Below are 17524 nucleotides of genomic sequence, written 5' to 3'. Positions count from 1 at the left end.
CCCTTGACATACCGTCGGACTGTCATATCCTTGCATAGTCAACCATTGACGTGTCAAGGAGTCAGCATGCCCATTCCGGAGCGCGGGTCCTCGCTCGAGGACTTCCACATGCGCCTCATGCGCGCCTTCCACGCGCAGCGCGCCTACCTGAGGCCGCGCGTCGACGAGCTCGGGCTTGGTCCCGGCCAGCCCAAGATGCTCGTCTACCTGTCCGTTCACGGACCGTCAAGCCAGCGTGAGGTCGCCGACTTCTTCGAGTGCGACCCCGGCGCCGTCTCGCGCATGTTCGACTCCCTCGAGCGCGCGGGCTTCGTGACCTCAGCCCCCGGACGCGACCGCCGCACCAAGGCGCTCGCCCTCACGGAGCGGGGTCGCGCCGCCGCGGACTCCTGGGACGCCATCTGCGCTGAGGAGCAGGAGGTCATGCTCGCGGGCTTCTCGCCCGAGGAGCGCGCCGCCTTCGCCGACCTTCTCGCCCGCGCCCGCGCCAACCTCTGGCGCGCCGTCGCCGACGCCGGTCCCGCCGCCTGCGCCGAGGGGGGCGAGGCCTGATGGACGGCGTCCGCCTCATCGCCCGCTACCTGGGCCCGTATCGCCGCGACTTCCTCATGGCCGTGCTCTGCGTGGCCGCGGAGACGTCGCTCGAGATCTTCATTCCCGTGCTCATGGCCTACGTCCTCGACGACGGCATCATGGCGGGCAGCCTGCCCGCCGTCCTCAGGGGCGGCGCCGGAATGCTCGTCTGCGCGCTCCTCTCGCTCGGCCTGGGCTTTCTCTACGCGCGCTTCTCGGCGCGCGCCGCCATGGGCCTGGGCGCGCGCCTGCGCGAGGCCGAGTACGCGCACCTGCAGGAGTTCTCCTTCGCCAACCTCGACGACTTTGAGAGCTCGTCGCTCGTGACGCGCCTCACCACCGACGTCACGGTGGTCCAGAACGCCCTGGTCTCCGGCACGCGCCCGCTCGTGCGCGGCCCCGTGATCATGGTGATGGGCCTTTTGTGCGCGTGGCTCATGTCGGCGGAGCTCGCGGTGGTGTTCTTCGTGGTGATGCCGGTGCTCGCGGTGGCGGTCTTTCTCGTGGTTCGCCGCGTGGGCCCGCTCTATCGCGTGCTCCAGGGCGTGATGGACAAGCTCAACGACGCCCTGCAGGAGGACCTCGCGGCCATCCGCGTGATCAAGGCGTACGTGCGAGAGGGACATGTCGCCGAGCGCTTCGCGGACGTGAACGGGCAGCTTGCCTCCACCGCCACGCGCACCTTCCGCACGGCCGTGCTCAACCTCCCGATCTTCCAGGCGACCATGTACACGACCTGCGTGGGCATCATGTGGCTCGGCGGCCAGATGATCCTCGCGGGCACGCTCACGGTGGGCACCTTCACGGGCTTCATGAGCTACGTGCTGCAGATCGTGAACTCGCTCATGATGATCTCCAACGTCTTCCTGCTGCTCGCCCGCGCCGTGACCAGCGTGGAGCGCGTGGGGGAGGTGCTCGACGAGAGGCCCACCATCGCGTCCCCGCGCCAGGCGGCGCGCGACGTGCGCGACGGCTCGGTCTGCTTCGACCACGTGAGCTTCAAGTACGCGGCGGGGGCCGAGAAGAACGTGCTCGAGGACGTCTGCCTCGACTTCCCGGCGGGGTCCACCATCGGCATCCTGGGCGGCACGGGGTCGGGCAAGACCACGCTCGTCCAGCTCATCGCCCGCCTCTACGACGCGACCTCGGGCGCCGTGCGCGTGGGCGGCCGCGACGTGCGCGACTACGACCTCGCGCGCCTGCGCGACGCGGTGGGCGTGGTGCTGCAGAAAAACGTGCTCTTCTCGGGCACCGTCCGCGAGAACCTGGCCTGGGGAGACGCGGACGCCTCGGACGATGACATGCTCGAGGCGTGCCACCTGGCCTGCGCGGACGAGTTCCTGGACCGCATCGGCGGGCTCGACGGCGACCTCGGCCAGGGCGGCGCCGGCGTCTCGGGCGGCCAGCGCCAGCGCCTCTGCATCGCGCGCGCCCTGCTCAAGCGCCCGCGCGTCCTCATCTTCGACGACTCCACGAGCGCCGTGGACATGGCCACGGATGCCACGATCCGCAAGAACCTGGCGTCGCTCACCGACGTCACCAAGATCGTGATCGCCCAGCGCGTGGCCTCCGTGATGGACGCCGACAAGATCGTGGTGCTCGACGACGGGCGCGTCCACGCCTGCGGGACGCACGAGGAGCTTCTCGCCAGCGACCCCATCTATCAGGAGATCTACGAGTCCCAGATAGGCTCTGGGATCAGCGGGGAGGTGGCGTAGATGCCGTCCCGTCAGACCGCGGCGCCTGCGCGCCCCACAAACCCGCTCGCCACGCTGCGGACGCTCCTCTCCTACATGAGCCACGCGCGCTGGATGCTCCTGCTCGTGGCGGTGCTCGTCACCGTGAGCGCGCTCGCCAACCTCTTCGGCACGTACATGATCAAGCCCGTGGTCAACGCGGTGGGGGAGGGCGACTTCGCGTCCTTCTCGTCCGGCGTCGCGCTGACCGCGGTCATCTACCTCCTGGGCGTGGCGTCTGCCGCCGGCTACACGCAGACGATGGTGCGCGCGGCGCAGCGCGTCGTCTTTGACATCCGGCGCGACCTCTTCGACCACATCGAGCGCCTCCCGCTCTCCTTCTTCGACCGCAGCCGGCACGGCGACGTGATGAGCTACTTCACCAACGACGTGGACACCGTCTCCGAGGCGCTCAACAACAGCTTTGCGAGCCTCGTCCAGGCGGGCGTGCAGATCGTGGGCACGCTCACGCTGCTTCTGGTGCTCGACTGGCGCCTCACGCTGGTGACCATCGCGTGCGACGCGGGCATCGCGCTCTACGTGCGCTTCTCGGGCGGCCGGAGCCGGCGGTTCTTCTCGCGACAGCAGCACGAGCTCGGCGCGCTCGACGGCTACGTGGAGGAGATGATCTCCGGCCAGAAGGTCGTGAAGGTCTTCAACCATGAGGCGGCCAACCTCGCCGGCTTCCGCGAGCTCAACGAGCGCCTGCGCGAGGCGGGCACGTCGGCGCAGGCCTATGCCTCCACGATGGTGCCCGTGACCGTGTGCGTGGGCTACGTCAACTACGCCATCGTCACCATCCTGGGCGCGGTCCTTGCCCTGGGCGGGCAGATGGACGTGGGGTCGCTCGCGAGCTACCTCGTCTTCGTGCGCCAGGCCACAGCTCCCCTCAACCAGTTCACGCAGCAGGGAAACTTCCTGCTCACGGCGCTTGCCGGCGCCGAGCGCATCTTCTCCGTGATGCGTCTGGAGCCCGAGGTCGACGAGGGCGCGGTGCGCCTCGAGCACGCCGACGACGTGGAGGCCGCACGCGTGGCGGCGGGCGCCGCGGGCTGGGCGTGGCTCATCGACGGCGAGCACGTGCCCCTCCAGGGTGACGTTCGCTTCTACAACGTGGACTTTGGCTACGAGGAGGGCCAGACGGTCCTCAAGGACCTCACCCTCTACGCCAAGCCGGGCCAAAAGATCGCCTTCGTGGGGTCGACGGGCGCCGGCAAGACCACGATCACCAACCTCATCAACCGCTTCTACGAGACGCGCTCCGGCGTGATCACCTACGACGGCATCGACGTGCGCGACATAGAGAAGGCGAGCCTGCGGCGCTCGCTCGGCATCGTGCTGCAGGACACGCACCTCTTCTCGGGGACCATCGCCGAGAACATCCGCTTCGGCAAGCTTGACGCCACCGACGAGGAGGTCCGCGCCGCGGCGCGCGTGGCCAACGCGGACGGCTTCATCTCGCGCCTGCCTCGCGGCTACGACACTCCCGTGGTGGCCGACGGTGCGAACCTCTCCCAGGGGCAGCGGCAGCTCCTGGCCATTGCGCGCGCCGCCGTGGCCAACCCGCCGGTGCTCATCCTCGACGAGGCCACCTCGAGCATCGACACGCGCACCGAGGCGCTCATCCAGCGCGGCATGGACGCCCTCATGGCGGGGCGCACGGTCTTCGTGATCGCGCACCGGCTCTCCACGGTCCGCAACGCGGACGCGATCATGGTGCTGGAGCACGGGCGCATCGTGGAGCGCGGCACGCACGAGGAGCTCCTCGCGCTTCGCGGGGAGTACTGGCAGCTCTGGACCGGCGCCAAGGAGCTGGACTAGGCGCTTCGAGGGCCCGCGAAGCGGGAAAGGGGATTTGCATGATCGAGCTTGTGGCCGTAGCGCTGGGCGGAGCCGTGGGCAGCGTGGGGCGCTGGGGCCTGGGGCTGGTGCTCTCGTCGCTCCTGCCGGGCCTGCCGGCGGGGACCTTCGTCGCCAACGTCCTCGCCGGGCTTGTCATCGGCGTCGTGAGCGGCGCGAACGCGGCCTCTCCGCTGCCCGAGCCCGCACGCCTGCTTCTCACCGTGGGGCTCTGCGGCGGGCTCTCCACGTTCTCCACGTTCTCAAACGAGACGTTTCAGCTGCTCGAGGCAGGCAACGGTCTGGCTGCGGCGGTGAACGTCGCGGCGAACGTGGCCACGTGCCTCGTCGCGGTCTGGGCGGGCACGCGCCTCGGCGCCGCGCTCTGCTCCTGAGATGCCCTCGCGCGATGCCGCACAACCCGACAAATCAGAGGAAATAACGCCCGTTTTGTCGGGTTGTGCGTCAGGGGCGTTCTATCCCGCGCCCTCGATGGGGCGAGGCTGCCCGCCCCGACCGTGCACGTGCCGCGTTTTGATGCCAGAATTGGGTGGGAAGCGCGGCACGCGCACACTTGGGAACTCTCTGGCCCGCACAACGAAGGGAGAGCCATGGCGAAGCAGGCATGGAAGGGCGGCAACATGCTCTACCCGCTTCCGGCGGTGATGGTGAGCTGCGCGAGCGAGGCGGGAGAGAGGGACATCGTGACCGTCGCCTGGGCGGGGACCGTCTGCACTAACCCTCCCATGCTCTCCATCTCCCTCAGGCCCGAGCGCCACAGCTACCACATCGTCCGCGAGTCGGGCGAGTTCGTCGTCAACCTCGTGACCGCGCGGCTCCAGCGCGCGTGCGACTGGTGCGGCGTCCGCTCCGGCCGCGACTTCGACAAGTGGGCGGAGTGCGGCCTCACCCCCGCGCCGGCCGCGACGCTCGGACTTGCGCCCGCGATCGAGGAGTCGCCCGTGAGCATAGAGTGCCGCGTCCACGACGTGCTTGAGCTGGGGAGCCACCACCTCTTCCTCGCGGACGTGACCGCCGTCCAGGTGGAGGAGGGCCTCCTCGACGCGCGCGGTAGGCTGGACCTCGCCCGCGCGGGCCTCACCGCGTACAGCCACGGCGAGTACTTCGAGCTGGGGAGGCGCATCGGGTCCTTCGGGTACTCCGTTCGCAAGGACCGGCCTCGGCAGGCTCCCCGCCGCGGGGGCCGCGGTGGTCGCGCTCGGTAGGCTCAGGCGGGCCCGCGTCCTCGATTAACGCACATAATCCGATAAACGCCCTGCGCGTTCCTGCGGATATGCATTGTGAAAACAGTTTCTGCGCGTTATTCGGCCGCCGAGAGGGCCCGTGCGCGTCGCCCGGCGCGGCGGCCGCCCGGGGGGCTAGCGCCCTCCCGCCATGCGCCTGCGGATGGCGAAGTACTCCGTCACGAGCAGCACCAGCAGGATTGCCATGGAGACGAGGCTCGAGACCACGGCGCCCGCGAGCCCGGCGAAGCTCACCAGCAGCATCGAGACCGGCACGGCGAAGGCGATGGCGATGAGATAGAGCCGCGAGACCTGCTCCTGCGCCCGGAGCACCGTGATGATCTGATAGAGGAAGTCGATGCACGCGCAGACGCCGCCCGTCGCCACCATCACGAGGCAGAGGCTGCGGAACTGCTCGAAGTCGATTCCGTACATGAAGCTCATCACCGGGATGCCCACGGTGCCCATCACGAGCGCCATGCCGCCGGTGATGAGCGCGATCACGCCCATCATGGCGAGCACCAGCAGGTCAAAGCGCCGGTGCTTCTCGGGATCGTCCCAGATGCGCGCGAGGCGGACGAGCTGCGGCTTGTAGATGAAGCCCGCCGCCATGAGGATGGAGTGCGCGGGGAAGTACATGGCGTTGTAGTAGAGCTGGTTGTCGTAGCTGAGCGCGCCCTCCATCGTGAACTTGGGCACGGAGTCGATGAGGTTGTAGAGGAAGAGCGCGAGGAACAGCGGGAAGCACTGGACGAAGAGCTCCCTCACGCCGCGGAGGCTCGCCGGGAGCGACCGCTCCGTCTCGAAGTACGCGAGCGGGAGCGTGAGCAGCAGCAGCGACGCCACGCCGCCCACGGCGAGCCCCCAGCTCGCCCACGCCAGGTTGCGCGTCACCAGCAGGACGACGAAGAATACCGCGATCCCCAGCACGCAGCGCGCCGCCTGCGAGAGCCCCGCAAGGTAGAGCTTGTCCGCCTGCTGCAGGCGCCCCTCGTAGACGTCCGCCAGGCCGTCGACCGCGCGGAAGACGAGCACGCCCATGCAGATGGAGAACATGTAGCCGTCATATCCGCGGAACTGGCACCACAGCCATCCCACGAGCAGCATGAGCGCGCACGTTATGACGCGGTTGACCTGGTAGTCCAGAAAGGTCTGCATCTCGTCGAGGTCTGAGACCTGATAGGTGCGCACCCCGTAGTTGGCGAGGAACAGCAGCAGCGTGCCCACGGTGAAGGCCATCGAGAAGAGTCCCGCCTGCTCGGCCCCCACGAACCACGTGGCGACCATCGTGAGCAGCGGGAACAGCATGCCCCAGGCGGCCTGCCCCAGGGTGTTGCACACGTAGTCCCGCTTGGTCTGGTGGGCGAGGTACTGCTCGGTCTCGCTCGAGAAGGTCCCTCCGAAGACGGCGCCGATGAGGCGGTTCCACCAGTCGTTGGCCACGCGGGCAAGGAACCCGGGCTGCCTTTCGGCCGCCGCCTTGGGCGCCCGCCTCCGCTTGCGGCCCTTCACCACCACGCCGTAGCGCGGCGTCCTGGGCGTCTGGTTTGCGGGCCGCACGGGCGTGACTTCGTGGCGCTTGAACGGGTTGCGTGGCATGGACGGACTATTTCCTCTCGAGGCTCTTCTCGCCCCACGATTGTAGCGTCCCGGCGTGACGGGAGTGTAAAGCGTCGGCGCATGCATCCGGGGTTGACGCCCGCGCGGGCGGCGCGTGGCCCGCGTGAACAACGCGTTTCACCCATGGGTCTTTCTTGCACGGTCTTCTCGCCGGGCCCTCACTCACGCTATGGTGGATAGGCATCGCACGTGTACCGCCCGCACGACAAAGGAGGCACGTTGGCCGAGAAGAATCTCTCGCCCGAGAACACGTCCGCTATCATGCCCGCCCCGTCGGTGCTCGCCGACGCCGTGCGAGCCGCCACGGACTCCGCGCGCCAGGCGCTCTCCGGCGTCGACGTCCCCGAGAGCATCGCCGAGAACATGGCGCTCTTCCTGCGCCTCGTCCGCAAGGTGCTCGAGGAGTACGACCCGGACCTGCGCGCGACCTTCGACGTCCTTCTCGCCGACGCGATCCGGGCGAACGCGGACGAGGCCGAGGAGACCGAGGGCGAGCGCGCGGCCTTCGCCGACCTGGAGAAGATCATCGACGGCCTCGACGAGGAGCGCGCCACGCTCATCATGCGCGCGTTCACGGCGTACTTCCACCTCGCCAACGTCTGCGAGGAGAACTACCGCGTGGGGTCGCTCCGCACCCGCGAGAGCGCCGTCCCCACCACGGCGGACGAGGACCCCATCAACGACATCACGGTGGCCTACCGCCAGCTCGTGGACGAGTGCGGCCGCGGCAAGGCGATCGCGCTGCTCAACCGCCTGGAGTTCCGCCCGGTCTTCACCGCGCACCCCACCGAGGCGCGCCGCAAGGCCGTCGAGGGCAAGATCCGCCGGATCGCGGGCCTGCTCGACGAGCGCCCCGGCCTTGCCGGGGTCGCCCTCGCCGAGAACGAGCGCATGCTCCTGCAGGAGATCGACGCGCTCTTCCGCACCTCCCCGATCGCGCATAAGAAGCCCACGCCCGTCGAGGAGGCCGACACCATCGTCGACATCTTCGACAACACGCTCTTCGACATGGTCCCGGAGGTGTACCGCCGCTTCGACGACTGGGAGCTCGGCGAGCGTGCCGGCACCGTGCCGCCCGTGTGCCCGGCGTTCTTCCACGCCGGGAGCTGGATCGGCTCCGACCGCGACGGCAACCCCAACGTCACCGCCAAGGTGAGCCGCCAGGTGGCCGAGAAGTTCCGCGGGCACGTCCTGGGCGCGCTCGCCGACGCCACGCGCGCGACCGGCCGCAACCTCACGCTCGACGCCTCCTCCACGCCCCCCTCGGACCAGCTCGTCAACCTCTGGAACCACCAGATGGAGATGAGCGAGGCCATCACCGCCCGCGCGCTCGAGGTCTCCGCGAGCGAGCTCCACCGCGCGTGCATGCTCGTCATAGCCGAGCGCCTGCGCGCGACCATCGACCGCACGGCGGACATCATGTACCCCGACGCGGACGCCTACATCGCCGACCTGCGCGTGGTGCAGCTCTCCCTCGCCAAGGCCGGTGCGGTCCGCACCGCGTACGGCCCGCTCCAGAAGCTCATCTGGCAGGCGGAGACCTTCGGCTTCCACCTCGTCGAGATGGAGTTCCGCCAGCACTCCGTGGTGCACACCCGCGCGCTCGACGACATCCGCGAGCACGGGCGCTGGGGCGAGCGCGGCGAGCTCCAGCCCATGACGCGCGAGGTCCTGGACACCTTCCGGGCCATCGGCCAGATCCAGCGCAAGAACGGCGTGGACGCCGCCCGGCGCTACATCATCTCGTTCACCAAGTCCGCGCGGAACGTGGCAGACGTCTACGAGCTCGCCCACCTCGCCTTCGCGCACGAGGCGGACGTCCCCGTGCTCGACGTCATCCCGCTCTTCGAGCAGGCGGAGGACCTGGAGAACGCGGTGGCCACGCTCGACGAGATGGTCCGCCTCCCCGAGGTCCAGCGCCGCCTGGAGCAGACGGGCCGCCGCCTCGAGGTCATGCTCGGCTACTCCGACTCCTCCAAGGACGCCGGCCCCACCTCGGCGACGCTCGTGCTGCACGCCACGCAGGCGGCCATCGCGCAGTGGGCGGACGAGAACAGCATCGACCTCGTCCTCATGCACGGCCGAGGCGGGGCGGTGGGCCGCGGCGGCGGCCCCGCCAACCGCGCGGTGCTCTCGCAGCCCAAGGGCTCGGTCAACTGCCGCTTCAAGCTCACGGAGCAGGGCGAGGTCATCTTCGCCCGCTACGGCGACCCCACGCTGGCCCGCCGCCACGTGGAGTCCGTCGCCGGCGCCACGCTCCTGCAGTCCGCGCCCTCCATCGAGTGGGTGAACACCGAGGCCACCCAGAAGTACGACGACCTGGCGCGCGCCCTCGACGCCGCCTCTCGCGAGAAGTACCTCGACCTGCTGCACACGGACGGCTTCGCCGAGTGGTTCTCCACGGTGACGCCGCTCACGGAGATTGGCCTTCTGCCCATCGGGTCGCGTCCCGCGAAGCGCGGCCTCGGCGCCACGTCCCTCGACGACCTGCGCGCCATCCCGTGGATCTTCTCGTGGAGCCAGGCGCGCATCAACCTGGCCGCGTGGTTCGGCCTGGGGACCGCGTGCGAGCGCCTGGGCGACCTCGACCGCCTGCGCGAGGCCTACGCCGAGTGGCCCCTCTTCACCACGTTCGTGGACAACGTCGAGATGTCGCTCTCCAAGACCGACGAGCGCATCGCGCGGCTCTACCTCTCGCTCGGCGACCGCTCTGACCTCGCCGAGAAGGTCCTGGACGAGATGGCGCTCACCCGCCGCTGGGTGCTCGCCATCGTGGGCGACGCTTGGCCGCTCGAGCACCGCCGCGTGCTCGGGCCCGTGATCCGCATGCGCCTGCCGTTCGTGAACGTGCTCTCCGTGACGCAGGCCCTCGCGCTGCGGCGCCTGCGCGCGGGCGACCTCACGCCCGAGGAGCGCGACGCCCTCACCTACCTCATCCTCTGCACCGTCTCCGGCGTGGCGGCCGGCCTGCAGAACACGGGGTGATCCCTGCCTTGTTGTGTTGGCCCCGCGGAGCTGGCGTGCGGGGGATTTGCGACAGATTGGTCCCGTAGAACGTCGCCGGGGCCCCGCGGAGTGGGTGTGCGGGGCCCCGGCGACGTTTCTCCTGCGCGTTCCGTCGCGAATCCCCCGCACACCCACCCTGCGGGGGAGAGGCGACGTTTCCGGCCCGTATTCTGTCGCCAATCCCCCGCCCGTCAACTCCGCGGAAGATTTGCGACGCGCCCCACGACGCGGCGAACTCCCGCACCCCGCCCATCCCCACATTCTCGCCACCCGCCGAGAAGAACCACGGCTCGCAGCTCTCCAAACCCGCGCTGACCTGCGGGCGCAGCAACGCGTCAGCAACTGGGAAGACACCTCCGCCGCTCCAGGTGCTACGCTCGCGCCCTGGGGAGGATGAATCGATTGGGAACATCCGCGTTGGGGAGAAGGTTCTTTCCAATTGGTAATACCCAAAGTATTACAATAGGGAGGAGACAGATGGTAAAGGTGCACTCGAACGCTCTCAAGCATGGCCTCTCCGCCACTGAAATCAGATTGGCTTGGGAGAACTATCTGATCGGTGCCGTCCTCGTTCCCGGAGAATTGGAGGTTCGCGTGGGGGTTGACCCTGCGGGGCGTCTGGTTGAGATGGTAGGGTCGCTTCTTCCAGGTGGTGAGTGGCTCGTGTATCACGCGATGACCCCTCCAACCAAGAAGGTCCTGAATGAGATTGACTATCTAATAAGGAGAAACTGAGATGGCAGAGTACAAGCTGGCAAACGGTGGAGTTCTCACGGACGAGGACATCGACCGCATCTGCAAGGAGTTCGAGACTGAGTCATGGGCGGGCCGCCTCCAGCGCATCCACCAGGGACCGGCGGCCGTCGCCGACGAGCCGCTCGTGACGGTGACCGTCAAGATTCCCCAGTCGATGGTCGAAGCGATTGACGAGAGGGCGCAGAACCGGTCCGACTTCATCAGGAGGGCCATCGCCGCCGCACTCTGAGCACAGACCCGCGCCGACTCGCCCTGACCCGCCGGCACCGCGACAGCCGGTACCCACGCGTCAGACCCCCTCCCCACGAAATGATGACGGTTTGATGGCGCGCCGCGGATTGCGCGACGCCTTGCGCGGAAGCGCCCCCGCTCGCCCCGTACACTTTCCGCAACGATTGGAACAATGTGGCTCGTGCGACCAGAGGGCTAGGCTCTGGTCGGTCGGGCACGTGACGGGAAGGGCGCAGGATGGCGCGCATAGGGGCGAAAAAAGTGCAGTGGGGGGGGGGTCCTCACCGGATAAACCCCTGGAGATGACGCCCGGCTCCGAGGAGGCCACCCAGACGCGCGGGGCCGCCGACGCGCGGAGGCCGCGGGGCATGCGCGGCGCCAAGCGCATCCGCATGACCGCCGCGGGGCCCGTCCGCCTTACCCCCACGGAGGCAAAGATCATCGAGTTCATCGAGCGGCACGAGGGAAAGCCCTGCTCCAAGGCGCAGATCGCGGCCGTGCTGGGCTGCAACGAGAAGACCGTCGACCGCCTGCTCTCCCGCATGCGCCGGGAGGGCATCGTCATATCCACGCCCGTCCACGCGGAAAACGGCGCGCAGCTCGCCAACGTCTACGAGGTGGTTGAGGAGTCGCAGCCGCTCGACTGACGCGCGAGCGCGGGGCGAGAAGAACGCGTTAGTCGGACGGGGCGTGTCCACCGCAGAGCGATGCCCCCAGGCACCAAATCCGTGCATGCCGCGTGTTCCTGCCGTCCGCGAGCTGCTCCGATGCAATGTTGCGCAATCTTGCTGTCGCGTTCCCTCCGTAACGTAGGGGGACGGCGGCCGGCCGGCCTCATCGTCGGGCCCGTCGCCAGGAGACAGATCTTGGGCGGAGGGACGTGGCTCATGGCGCGCATCGGCGCAAGCAAAGTTCAGTGGGGGGTTGCTGCCTCTCGGGGCGGCGTGCCCGCGGAGGGCGCTGAGCGCGATGCGGTGCAGGAGGCCCGCGACGGAGGGCGCACGAACAATCGGCCTCGGCGCGAGCGGCGCTCCAAGCGCATCCGCATGACGGCAAACGGGCCCGTCCGCCTTACGCCCACGGAGGCGCAGATCATTGAGTTCATCGAGCGGCACGCGGGCAGGCCCTGCTCCAAGGCAAAGATCGCGCTCGCCCTAGGGAGAAACGAGAAGACCGTCGACCGGCTGCTCTCCCGCATGCGCCGCGAGGGCATCGTGCTCTCCGAGCCCGTCCACGCCGAGAACGGAGCGCAGCTTGCCAACGTCTACACGGTGGTGGACGAGGTGTGGCCCGAGGACTGACGTCCCTAGGGTCGTAGTTATAACATTTGATAATGCTCGGACCGTAGTGTCAGTCGCAGGCGTGTAAAAATCTCGTGAGTGAAAGAAATACCCCCTCCCAGCAAAATGGTGGAGGCGACGTGGGGCGAATAACGTGCATGGATGCGTTATTCCAGCTCATCGCACTCAACCGCGCGCTGGTTCTCAGCGAGAAGAGCCAGTCGACATCCGCATCATGAGAGGGCTGTTTCGAAATAGACATACCCCCTCCCCATAACATTGCGAATATGATGCGATTTCAGTACCCCCTATCATAAAACAGGAAAAGAGATTATCCCTCAACCAACCCTAAACTTGCCTACATGTGATTCAAAAATGCGTCTCGATTTATGACACGCAACGAAGCATGGACGCATTGGCGCTCCAAAGGCATGGAGGTAGGCGGATGAAGGTACCGAGAAGAACGGCGCTGAGGAGGGTCGCCTCGCTGGTGGTCGTGATGGTCGTCGCGACGCTAGCGGTCATGGGCGTGACCTCGACGGTCGCGATGGCGGCAAGCGCGATGACTTCGGCGACGAGCTATGAGGCGACCACCGAGGACGGCGTCAAGGTGAGCGTCAGCGCTCCCCAGGGCGCGCTTCCCGATGGCGCGGCGCTCCACGTCGACCCCGTCACGTCCGACGAGGACGTTCAGGCAGTCACGGACGAGCTCGACGAGGCCGGGGTCTCCTACGACGGCTTCGCCGCCTTCGACGTCTACTTCACTGATGCCGACGGCAACGAGGTCGAGCCGACCGAGGCCGTGAGCGTCCGCTTCGAGCTCCCCGAGGGCGCCGTGCCCGAGGGCGCCGAGGACCTCGCCGTCCACCACCTCGCCGAGGCCGAGGACGGCACCGTCTCTGAGGTCGAGGCCGTGGCCGACGACGCTGACGCCACCGAGGGCACCGTTGCCGTCCAAGACGACGCCACCGTCGACGCCGAGTTCGCGGTGGAGAGCTTCTCCAAGTTCACGATTACGTGGAGCGGCAACTATGGCTATTCCCGTTATTTCGAGATCACCGTTCACTATGTCGATGAGAACGGCAAAGAAATAGGGGACAACGATCTTCACAGAGACGTATCGATTTCGAATAAACAAACATATACATTTGCGGATTATGCCGAGGGCGTTACTATTCCTGGATACACGTTCTCAGGCGAGTCTCTCTACAGCGAGGGGCAACAGGGTAATTTCGACGATGCAAAGTCCGTTGTTCGCATGGTATCGTCGTCGAGTGGCTCTCGATACCCCGAATATTCACTTGCGTTTTATAACAGCAACTCGGGTGCTAGTGGCCATGTCGACACTCTCACCTATGACACCGGACATTGGTACTCAAGTACCCAATATGCACATATTTACCTCGTATATACCGAGGAACAATCGGAGCCTGAGATTCCTGAAAGCAACGCGACGGTCACGACCGGCAAGTCGGCAGTAAAGCTTGAGGACGGGTCCGGCAACTATGAGCTCAACCTGTCTGTCTCGGGCGACCGTGGCCAGGTCGATCAGAAGCAGAAGGTCGACGTCCTTTTCATTCTTGATGAGTCCAACAGTATGGCGGAAATCTGGGGCGGGCAGACAAGAATCGCTGCCGCAAAGAATGCAATTAGACAGATTCTTGTAGGGGACAACAATAACCCCGGCTTGTCGTCAAACGATTCTATTGACGCGCAATACGCTCTTGTGGGCTTCAAAGGTGGAAAAACAGGCCGTTACCAGAGCGGTTCCTACACTGACAGTGCGTATAACGATTCCGAGCTTCTGCAGGAGTGGACGGGGAATAGCTCTACGCTCATCAACTCGGTGCCCAATTCATTTGACGACTCGCGCCTCGACGGCGGAACTAACTATCAGGCTGGAATAATGGAGGGAGCCAAGCTATTAGAAAACTCGCGTGACGGCGCTTACAGGGTCGTGATCTTCATCACTGATGGTAACCCGACGCTGTACTACCAAAACAATGGCCTTTCAGGTGGTGAGACAACAGAATATGACCCTGATGCATTGAAAATGGCTGTCAATGAGTGCGACAAGCTTAATGCCGATTATTTCTACATGGTTGGCGTGACCGATAATTTTGAATCGAACGTCTTCAATAACATGCTCGACGCGGTTAACGTTCACGAGTCGAACAAAGGAAAATATGTGGCCAGCGATGCTGGCCAGCTCCTCGAGGCGTTCGCAGACATCCAAAAGCAGATTACCTTCTTCGATACGCAGGGCGTTAAGATGACGGACCCCCTGAGCGACAACGCCGATCTCGTCGCGAACGATGATGGAAGCTACAGCTTTACGCTTGAGCTGGAAAAGCGCGATAACGCTCAGAGTGCCTACGAGACGGTTACCACCGAGGAGATAACCGTTAGCCCCAACGCTCAACAGGGCACGAATGTGACGATTAGCGACGGTAGCCAGACCGTCGAGATGACCGTTTTTGTCGACGTTGATGCTAGCGGCAAGGAAACCATCCGAGTTGAGTTTGACAAAGATTATCCTCTCGCCCAGAACTATCGCTATACGGTCTCGTCTACGATTGCGCCGAGCGAAGCTGCGATCAGCGCTTTTGAGGCGAACGATACGAACGCCTATGACGGCACAGGCGAAGCATACACGGGAACGCACGCGAACCAGCGTGGCTTCTGGAGCAACGACAACGCAAACGCGAAGGTTGACTTTACCCCAATTGCCGTGGAAGACGATGATGTAACTGAGCTTGAACCCGACGAGGCGCCGTTCCCCAAGCCCGTCATCCAGGTCGACGAGTCTCTCGTGACCCCGCCCGAGCCGGTAAAGCCCGATTTCCACAAGTACGTTGCCAAGAATGATGACGGCAGCTACGACCTGAGCCTTGACGTTCACGGCACTGTCCGCAGAGATGAGGCCGATCCGACCGAGGTCGACATCGTGTACGTTCTCGACCTCTCCTACAGCATGATGTGGGATATGAATGGCTCCTACCCTGGTGGAAGCGACAATACGAGCGGCGACGAGCAGGGATATGACTATTCGTTTGGACGCTATAGTGCGGCAACGGATGCTATCAACGCCCTGAACGACAAGCTGGGCGAGACGGGCATCGATGCTCGCGCCGCATTGGTGACCTTCGCTTATGACACCATAGATAAGAGTGGCTTTACGCCCCTCAGTAGTTTCGCCTTGCCCGAGGCTGCATGGAGTTCGTTCGCCACGGGTACGAACTACGAGGCCGGTCTGACCGATGCACTCCCCATCTTCAGTACCGCGCGGGATGATGCGCAGAAGGTTGTCGTGTTCATCTCCGACGGCGAGCCCAACCGCTGTCTTGATAATGACGGCAACGAACAGGACCAGAATGCAGACGAAGCGACGCGCCAAGCCGCGGAGGTTGCCGGACAGTTCAACGCCGACAAGTTCTACGTGGTGGGCGTCGGCGACGACCAGTTCGAGAACCGCCTTCAGGAGATCGTAAACGGTGCGACATCTTCTACTGAGAAGGAGATGTTCAAGAGCAGCAATCGCGAGGACCTCATTGCCCGTTTTGAGGGCATCGCCGCCGAGATCACGAGCGTGAACTGCACGGGCGTGACAATTACCGACACCCTGAGCGAGTACGCCGACCTCACGGACGATGCTGAGTTCACTGTCTCCATCACCAAGGGATATCACAGCGGAGATTCGGTTGCAGTGACTACTAATGGTCCCGTGCGTGTCAATGACAACGGGAATGTCGAGAACGCGAAGTTCACCTTCACAGACGGTGAGGGGAAGCAACAAGAGCTGACGCTCAGCTACGACGGCTCAGCCAAGAAGTTTACGCTCTCGTTCCCCCAGGACTACGCGCTCGAGGACGGCTGGACGTACACCGTTACGACGCAGATTGAGCCCAGCGAAACCGCCGTCGACTATTTCAACGAGCACGGCACCTACCCGGACACGGGCGAGAAGATAACCGACGTCCCCGGAACTGCCGAGGAGAATTACATCTCGACGGATAAGGATGGCTTCCATAGCAATACTGAGGCGACCCTTACCTATGAGTCAGCCGGCACACAGCAGACTGACGAGTATCCTAACCCCGTAATCACCTTTGACTCGAAGGAGATCGTCTACGCCGTCGGTGTCAAGAAGGTTCTCGAGGGCGCCGAACTTGAGGAGAACATGTTCGAGTTCTCCATTGAAGCGCGCCAGACCGGCAACGAGGCAGACGGCACGTATGTGTCTGCCAATGAGGCGGCGAAGATGGCGGGCCTCTCCCCGAACACCTATGTGTTCTCAAACGGGACGACCACCTCGGGCGCTATCGACGGCCTGCGAGGCATGCGCTTTACCACAGCTGATGCCAGGGCTGGAAGAGTCTTTGAGTACCTCATCACCGAGACTGGTATGTCTGATAACTACCAGGGCGATTACTCGGAGGACGACTTCGTCTTTGACGAGACTCGATATCTCCTTCAGTTCAAGCCGGTGATTGTCAACGGGCGCCTCGAGGTCCAGCTTTACCAGGCGACCATTGAGGACGGGGATGTTGATTCAGCGAATCCCGAGCTGATTGGTACCTATCCTTCCAACGGATCGTTCCAGCCCGTTGATGCATCGCTTACGCAGTCAGATGGTGGGGTGCAGTCCAGGGCGGTAGCGCCCGAGTACACGCTGACGTTCACTAACGAGCTTAGGCCGCTCGGGCTGCAGATCGTAAAGGTCGAGAAGGGGACTGCTACTCGACTCCCCAACGCGTACTTCTCGCTTGAGGACGAGGAAGGTAATGAGGTCCCTGCGTACCGCGCGCCTGAGGCGACGGAGGATAACAGGCTTGGTGCCGATGAGCAGGCCACTAACGATCAGGGCATTCTCTACTTCTACGGGTTAGAGGACGGCAAGACCTACACCCTCACCGAGACGAAGTTCCCGTCCGGATATCAAGCTGAGTCTGAGGACGGTGTGAGCTTCCAAGTCAAGGTTGAAAATGGCGTTGTGAAGGTTCTCAACGGTGACGGTAAGTGGGTTGAACTTGATCCTGCTCGTGTCGATGGCAATCCAGACGGAACGAGCGACGAGGTTGACCACTGCTTCTACATTCAGGTTTCCAATGTGAAGCTCCCCGACATTCCGTCCTCCGGCTCCAACGGGACGCTCCTCATGATGTCTGCTGGCTTCGCTGCGATCGTCCTTGCCGGAGTCTACCTGAGCAAGAAGTTCGGAAACCTTAGGAACTAGCCT

The 17524-nt window shown here is 65.0% G+C and carries 12 protein-coding genes; 11 read left to right on the top strand and 1 reads right to left on the bottom strand.

Going from position 1 to position 17524, the window contains the following annotated elements:
- Positions 1–66 precede the first annotated feature (66 nt).
- The 5 genes from BQ7391_RS10960 (at position 67) to BQ7391_RS10940 (ending at position 5374) form a co-directional block, all read left to right on the top strand.
- Complete coding sequence (locus tag BQ7391_RS10960; RefSeq protein ID WP_075280640.1) at positions 67–552, top strand: MarR family winged helix-turn-helix transcriptional regulator; 486 nt, start codon at positions 67–69, stop codon at positions 550–552.
- Positions 552–2291, top strand: a complete 1740-nt coding sequence (locus tag BQ7391_RS10955) for an ABC transporter ATP-binding protein (RefSeq protein ID WP_075280639.1) — start codon at positions 552–554, stop codon at positions 2289–2291. Before BQ7391_RS10960 ends, BQ7391_RS10955 begins: the two co-directional genes overlap by 1 nt.
- Positions 2292–4130, top strand: coding sequence for an ABC transporter ATP-binding protein (locus BQ7391_RS10950; RefSeq protein WP_075280638.1), 1839 nt, complete (start codon positions 2292–2294; stop codon positions 4128–4130).
- A gap of 38 nt (positions 4131–4168) precedes the next feature.
- Complete coding sequence (gene crcB, locus BQ7391_RS10945; protein WP_075280637.1) at positions 4169–4543, top strand: fluoride efflux transporter CrcB; 375 nt, start codon at positions 4169–4171, stop codon at positions 4541–4543.
- A gap of 216 nt (positions 4544–4759) precedes the next feature.
- Complete coding sequence (locus BQ7391_RS10940; RefSeq protein WP_075280636.1) at positions 4760–5374, top strand: flavin reductase family protein; 615 nt, start codon at positions 4760–4762, stop codon at positions 5372–5374.
- Positions 5375–5527: 153 nt separating this feature from the next.
- Here BQ7391_RS10940 and BQ7391_RS10935 read toward each other — a convergent pair whose 3' ends face one another.
- Positions 5528–6991, bottom strand: a complete 1464-nt coding sequence (locus BQ7391_RS10935) for a lipopolysaccharide biosynthesis protein (protein ID WP_235858670.1) — start codon at positions 6989–6991, stop codon at positions 5528–5530.
- A gap of 282 nt (positions 6992–7273) precedes the next feature.
- Between BQ7391_RS10935 and BQ7391_RS10930 the strand changes: the two genes are divergently transcribed.
- The 6 genes from BQ7391_RS10930 (at position 7274) to BQ7391_RS10905 (ending at position 17521) form a co-directional block, all read left to right on the top strand.
- Positions 7274–9997, top strand: coding sequence for a phosphoenolpyruvate carboxylase (locus BQ7391_RS10930; RefSeq protein ID WP_075281000.1), 2724 nt, complete (start codon positions 7274–7276; stop codon positions 9995–9997).
- Positions 9998–10495: 498 nt separating this feature from the next.
- The gene (locus BQ7391_RS10925; protein WP_075280635.1) at positions 10496–10753 is read left to right on the top strand and encodes a hypothetical protein; all 258 of its coding nucleotides are present in this window, start codon (positions 10496–10498) and stop codon (positions 10751–10753) included.
- 1 nt (position 10754) lies between these two features.
- Positions 10755–11003, top strand: a complete 249-nt coding sequence (locus tag BQ7391_RS10920; protein WP_075280634.1) for a ribbon-helix-helix domain-containing protein — start codon at positions 10755–10757, stop codon at positions 11001–11003.
- A gap of 304 nt (positions 11004–11307) precedes the next feature.
- Positions 11308–11652: an ArsR family transcriptional regulator gene (locus BQ7391_RS10915; protein WP_075280633.1), complete on the top strand. Its 345-nt coding sequence runs from the start codon at positions 11308–11310 to the stop codon at positions 11650–11652.
- Positions 11653–11871: 219 nt separating this feature from the next.
- Entirely contained in the window at positions 11872–12306 is a 435-nt protein-coding gene (locus BQ7391_RS10910) for a helix-turn-helix domain-containing protein (protein ID WP_129583962.1), read from the top strand.
- Between the two features lie 424 nt (positions 12307–12730).
- Positions 12731–17521 carry a DUF7604 domain-containing protein gene (locus tag BQ7391_RS10905; protein WP_075280631.1) on the top strand — a complete coding sequence of 1597 codons (4791 nt, stop codon included), beginning with the start codon at positions 12731–12733 and terminating at the stop codon, positions 17519–17521.
- Positions 17522–17524 lie beyond the last annotated feature (3 nt).

Source organism: Thermophilibacter provencensis, from assembly GCF_900128445.1.
In the GTDB taxonomy this organism is placed as follows: Bacteria; Actinomycetota; Coriobacteriia; order Coriobacteriales; family Atopobiaceae; genus Thermophilibacter; species Thermophilibacter provencensis.
The sequence above is the reverse complement of the archived record's forward strand: the minus strand, read 5'-3'. Positions and strand labels throughout refer to the sequence as shown.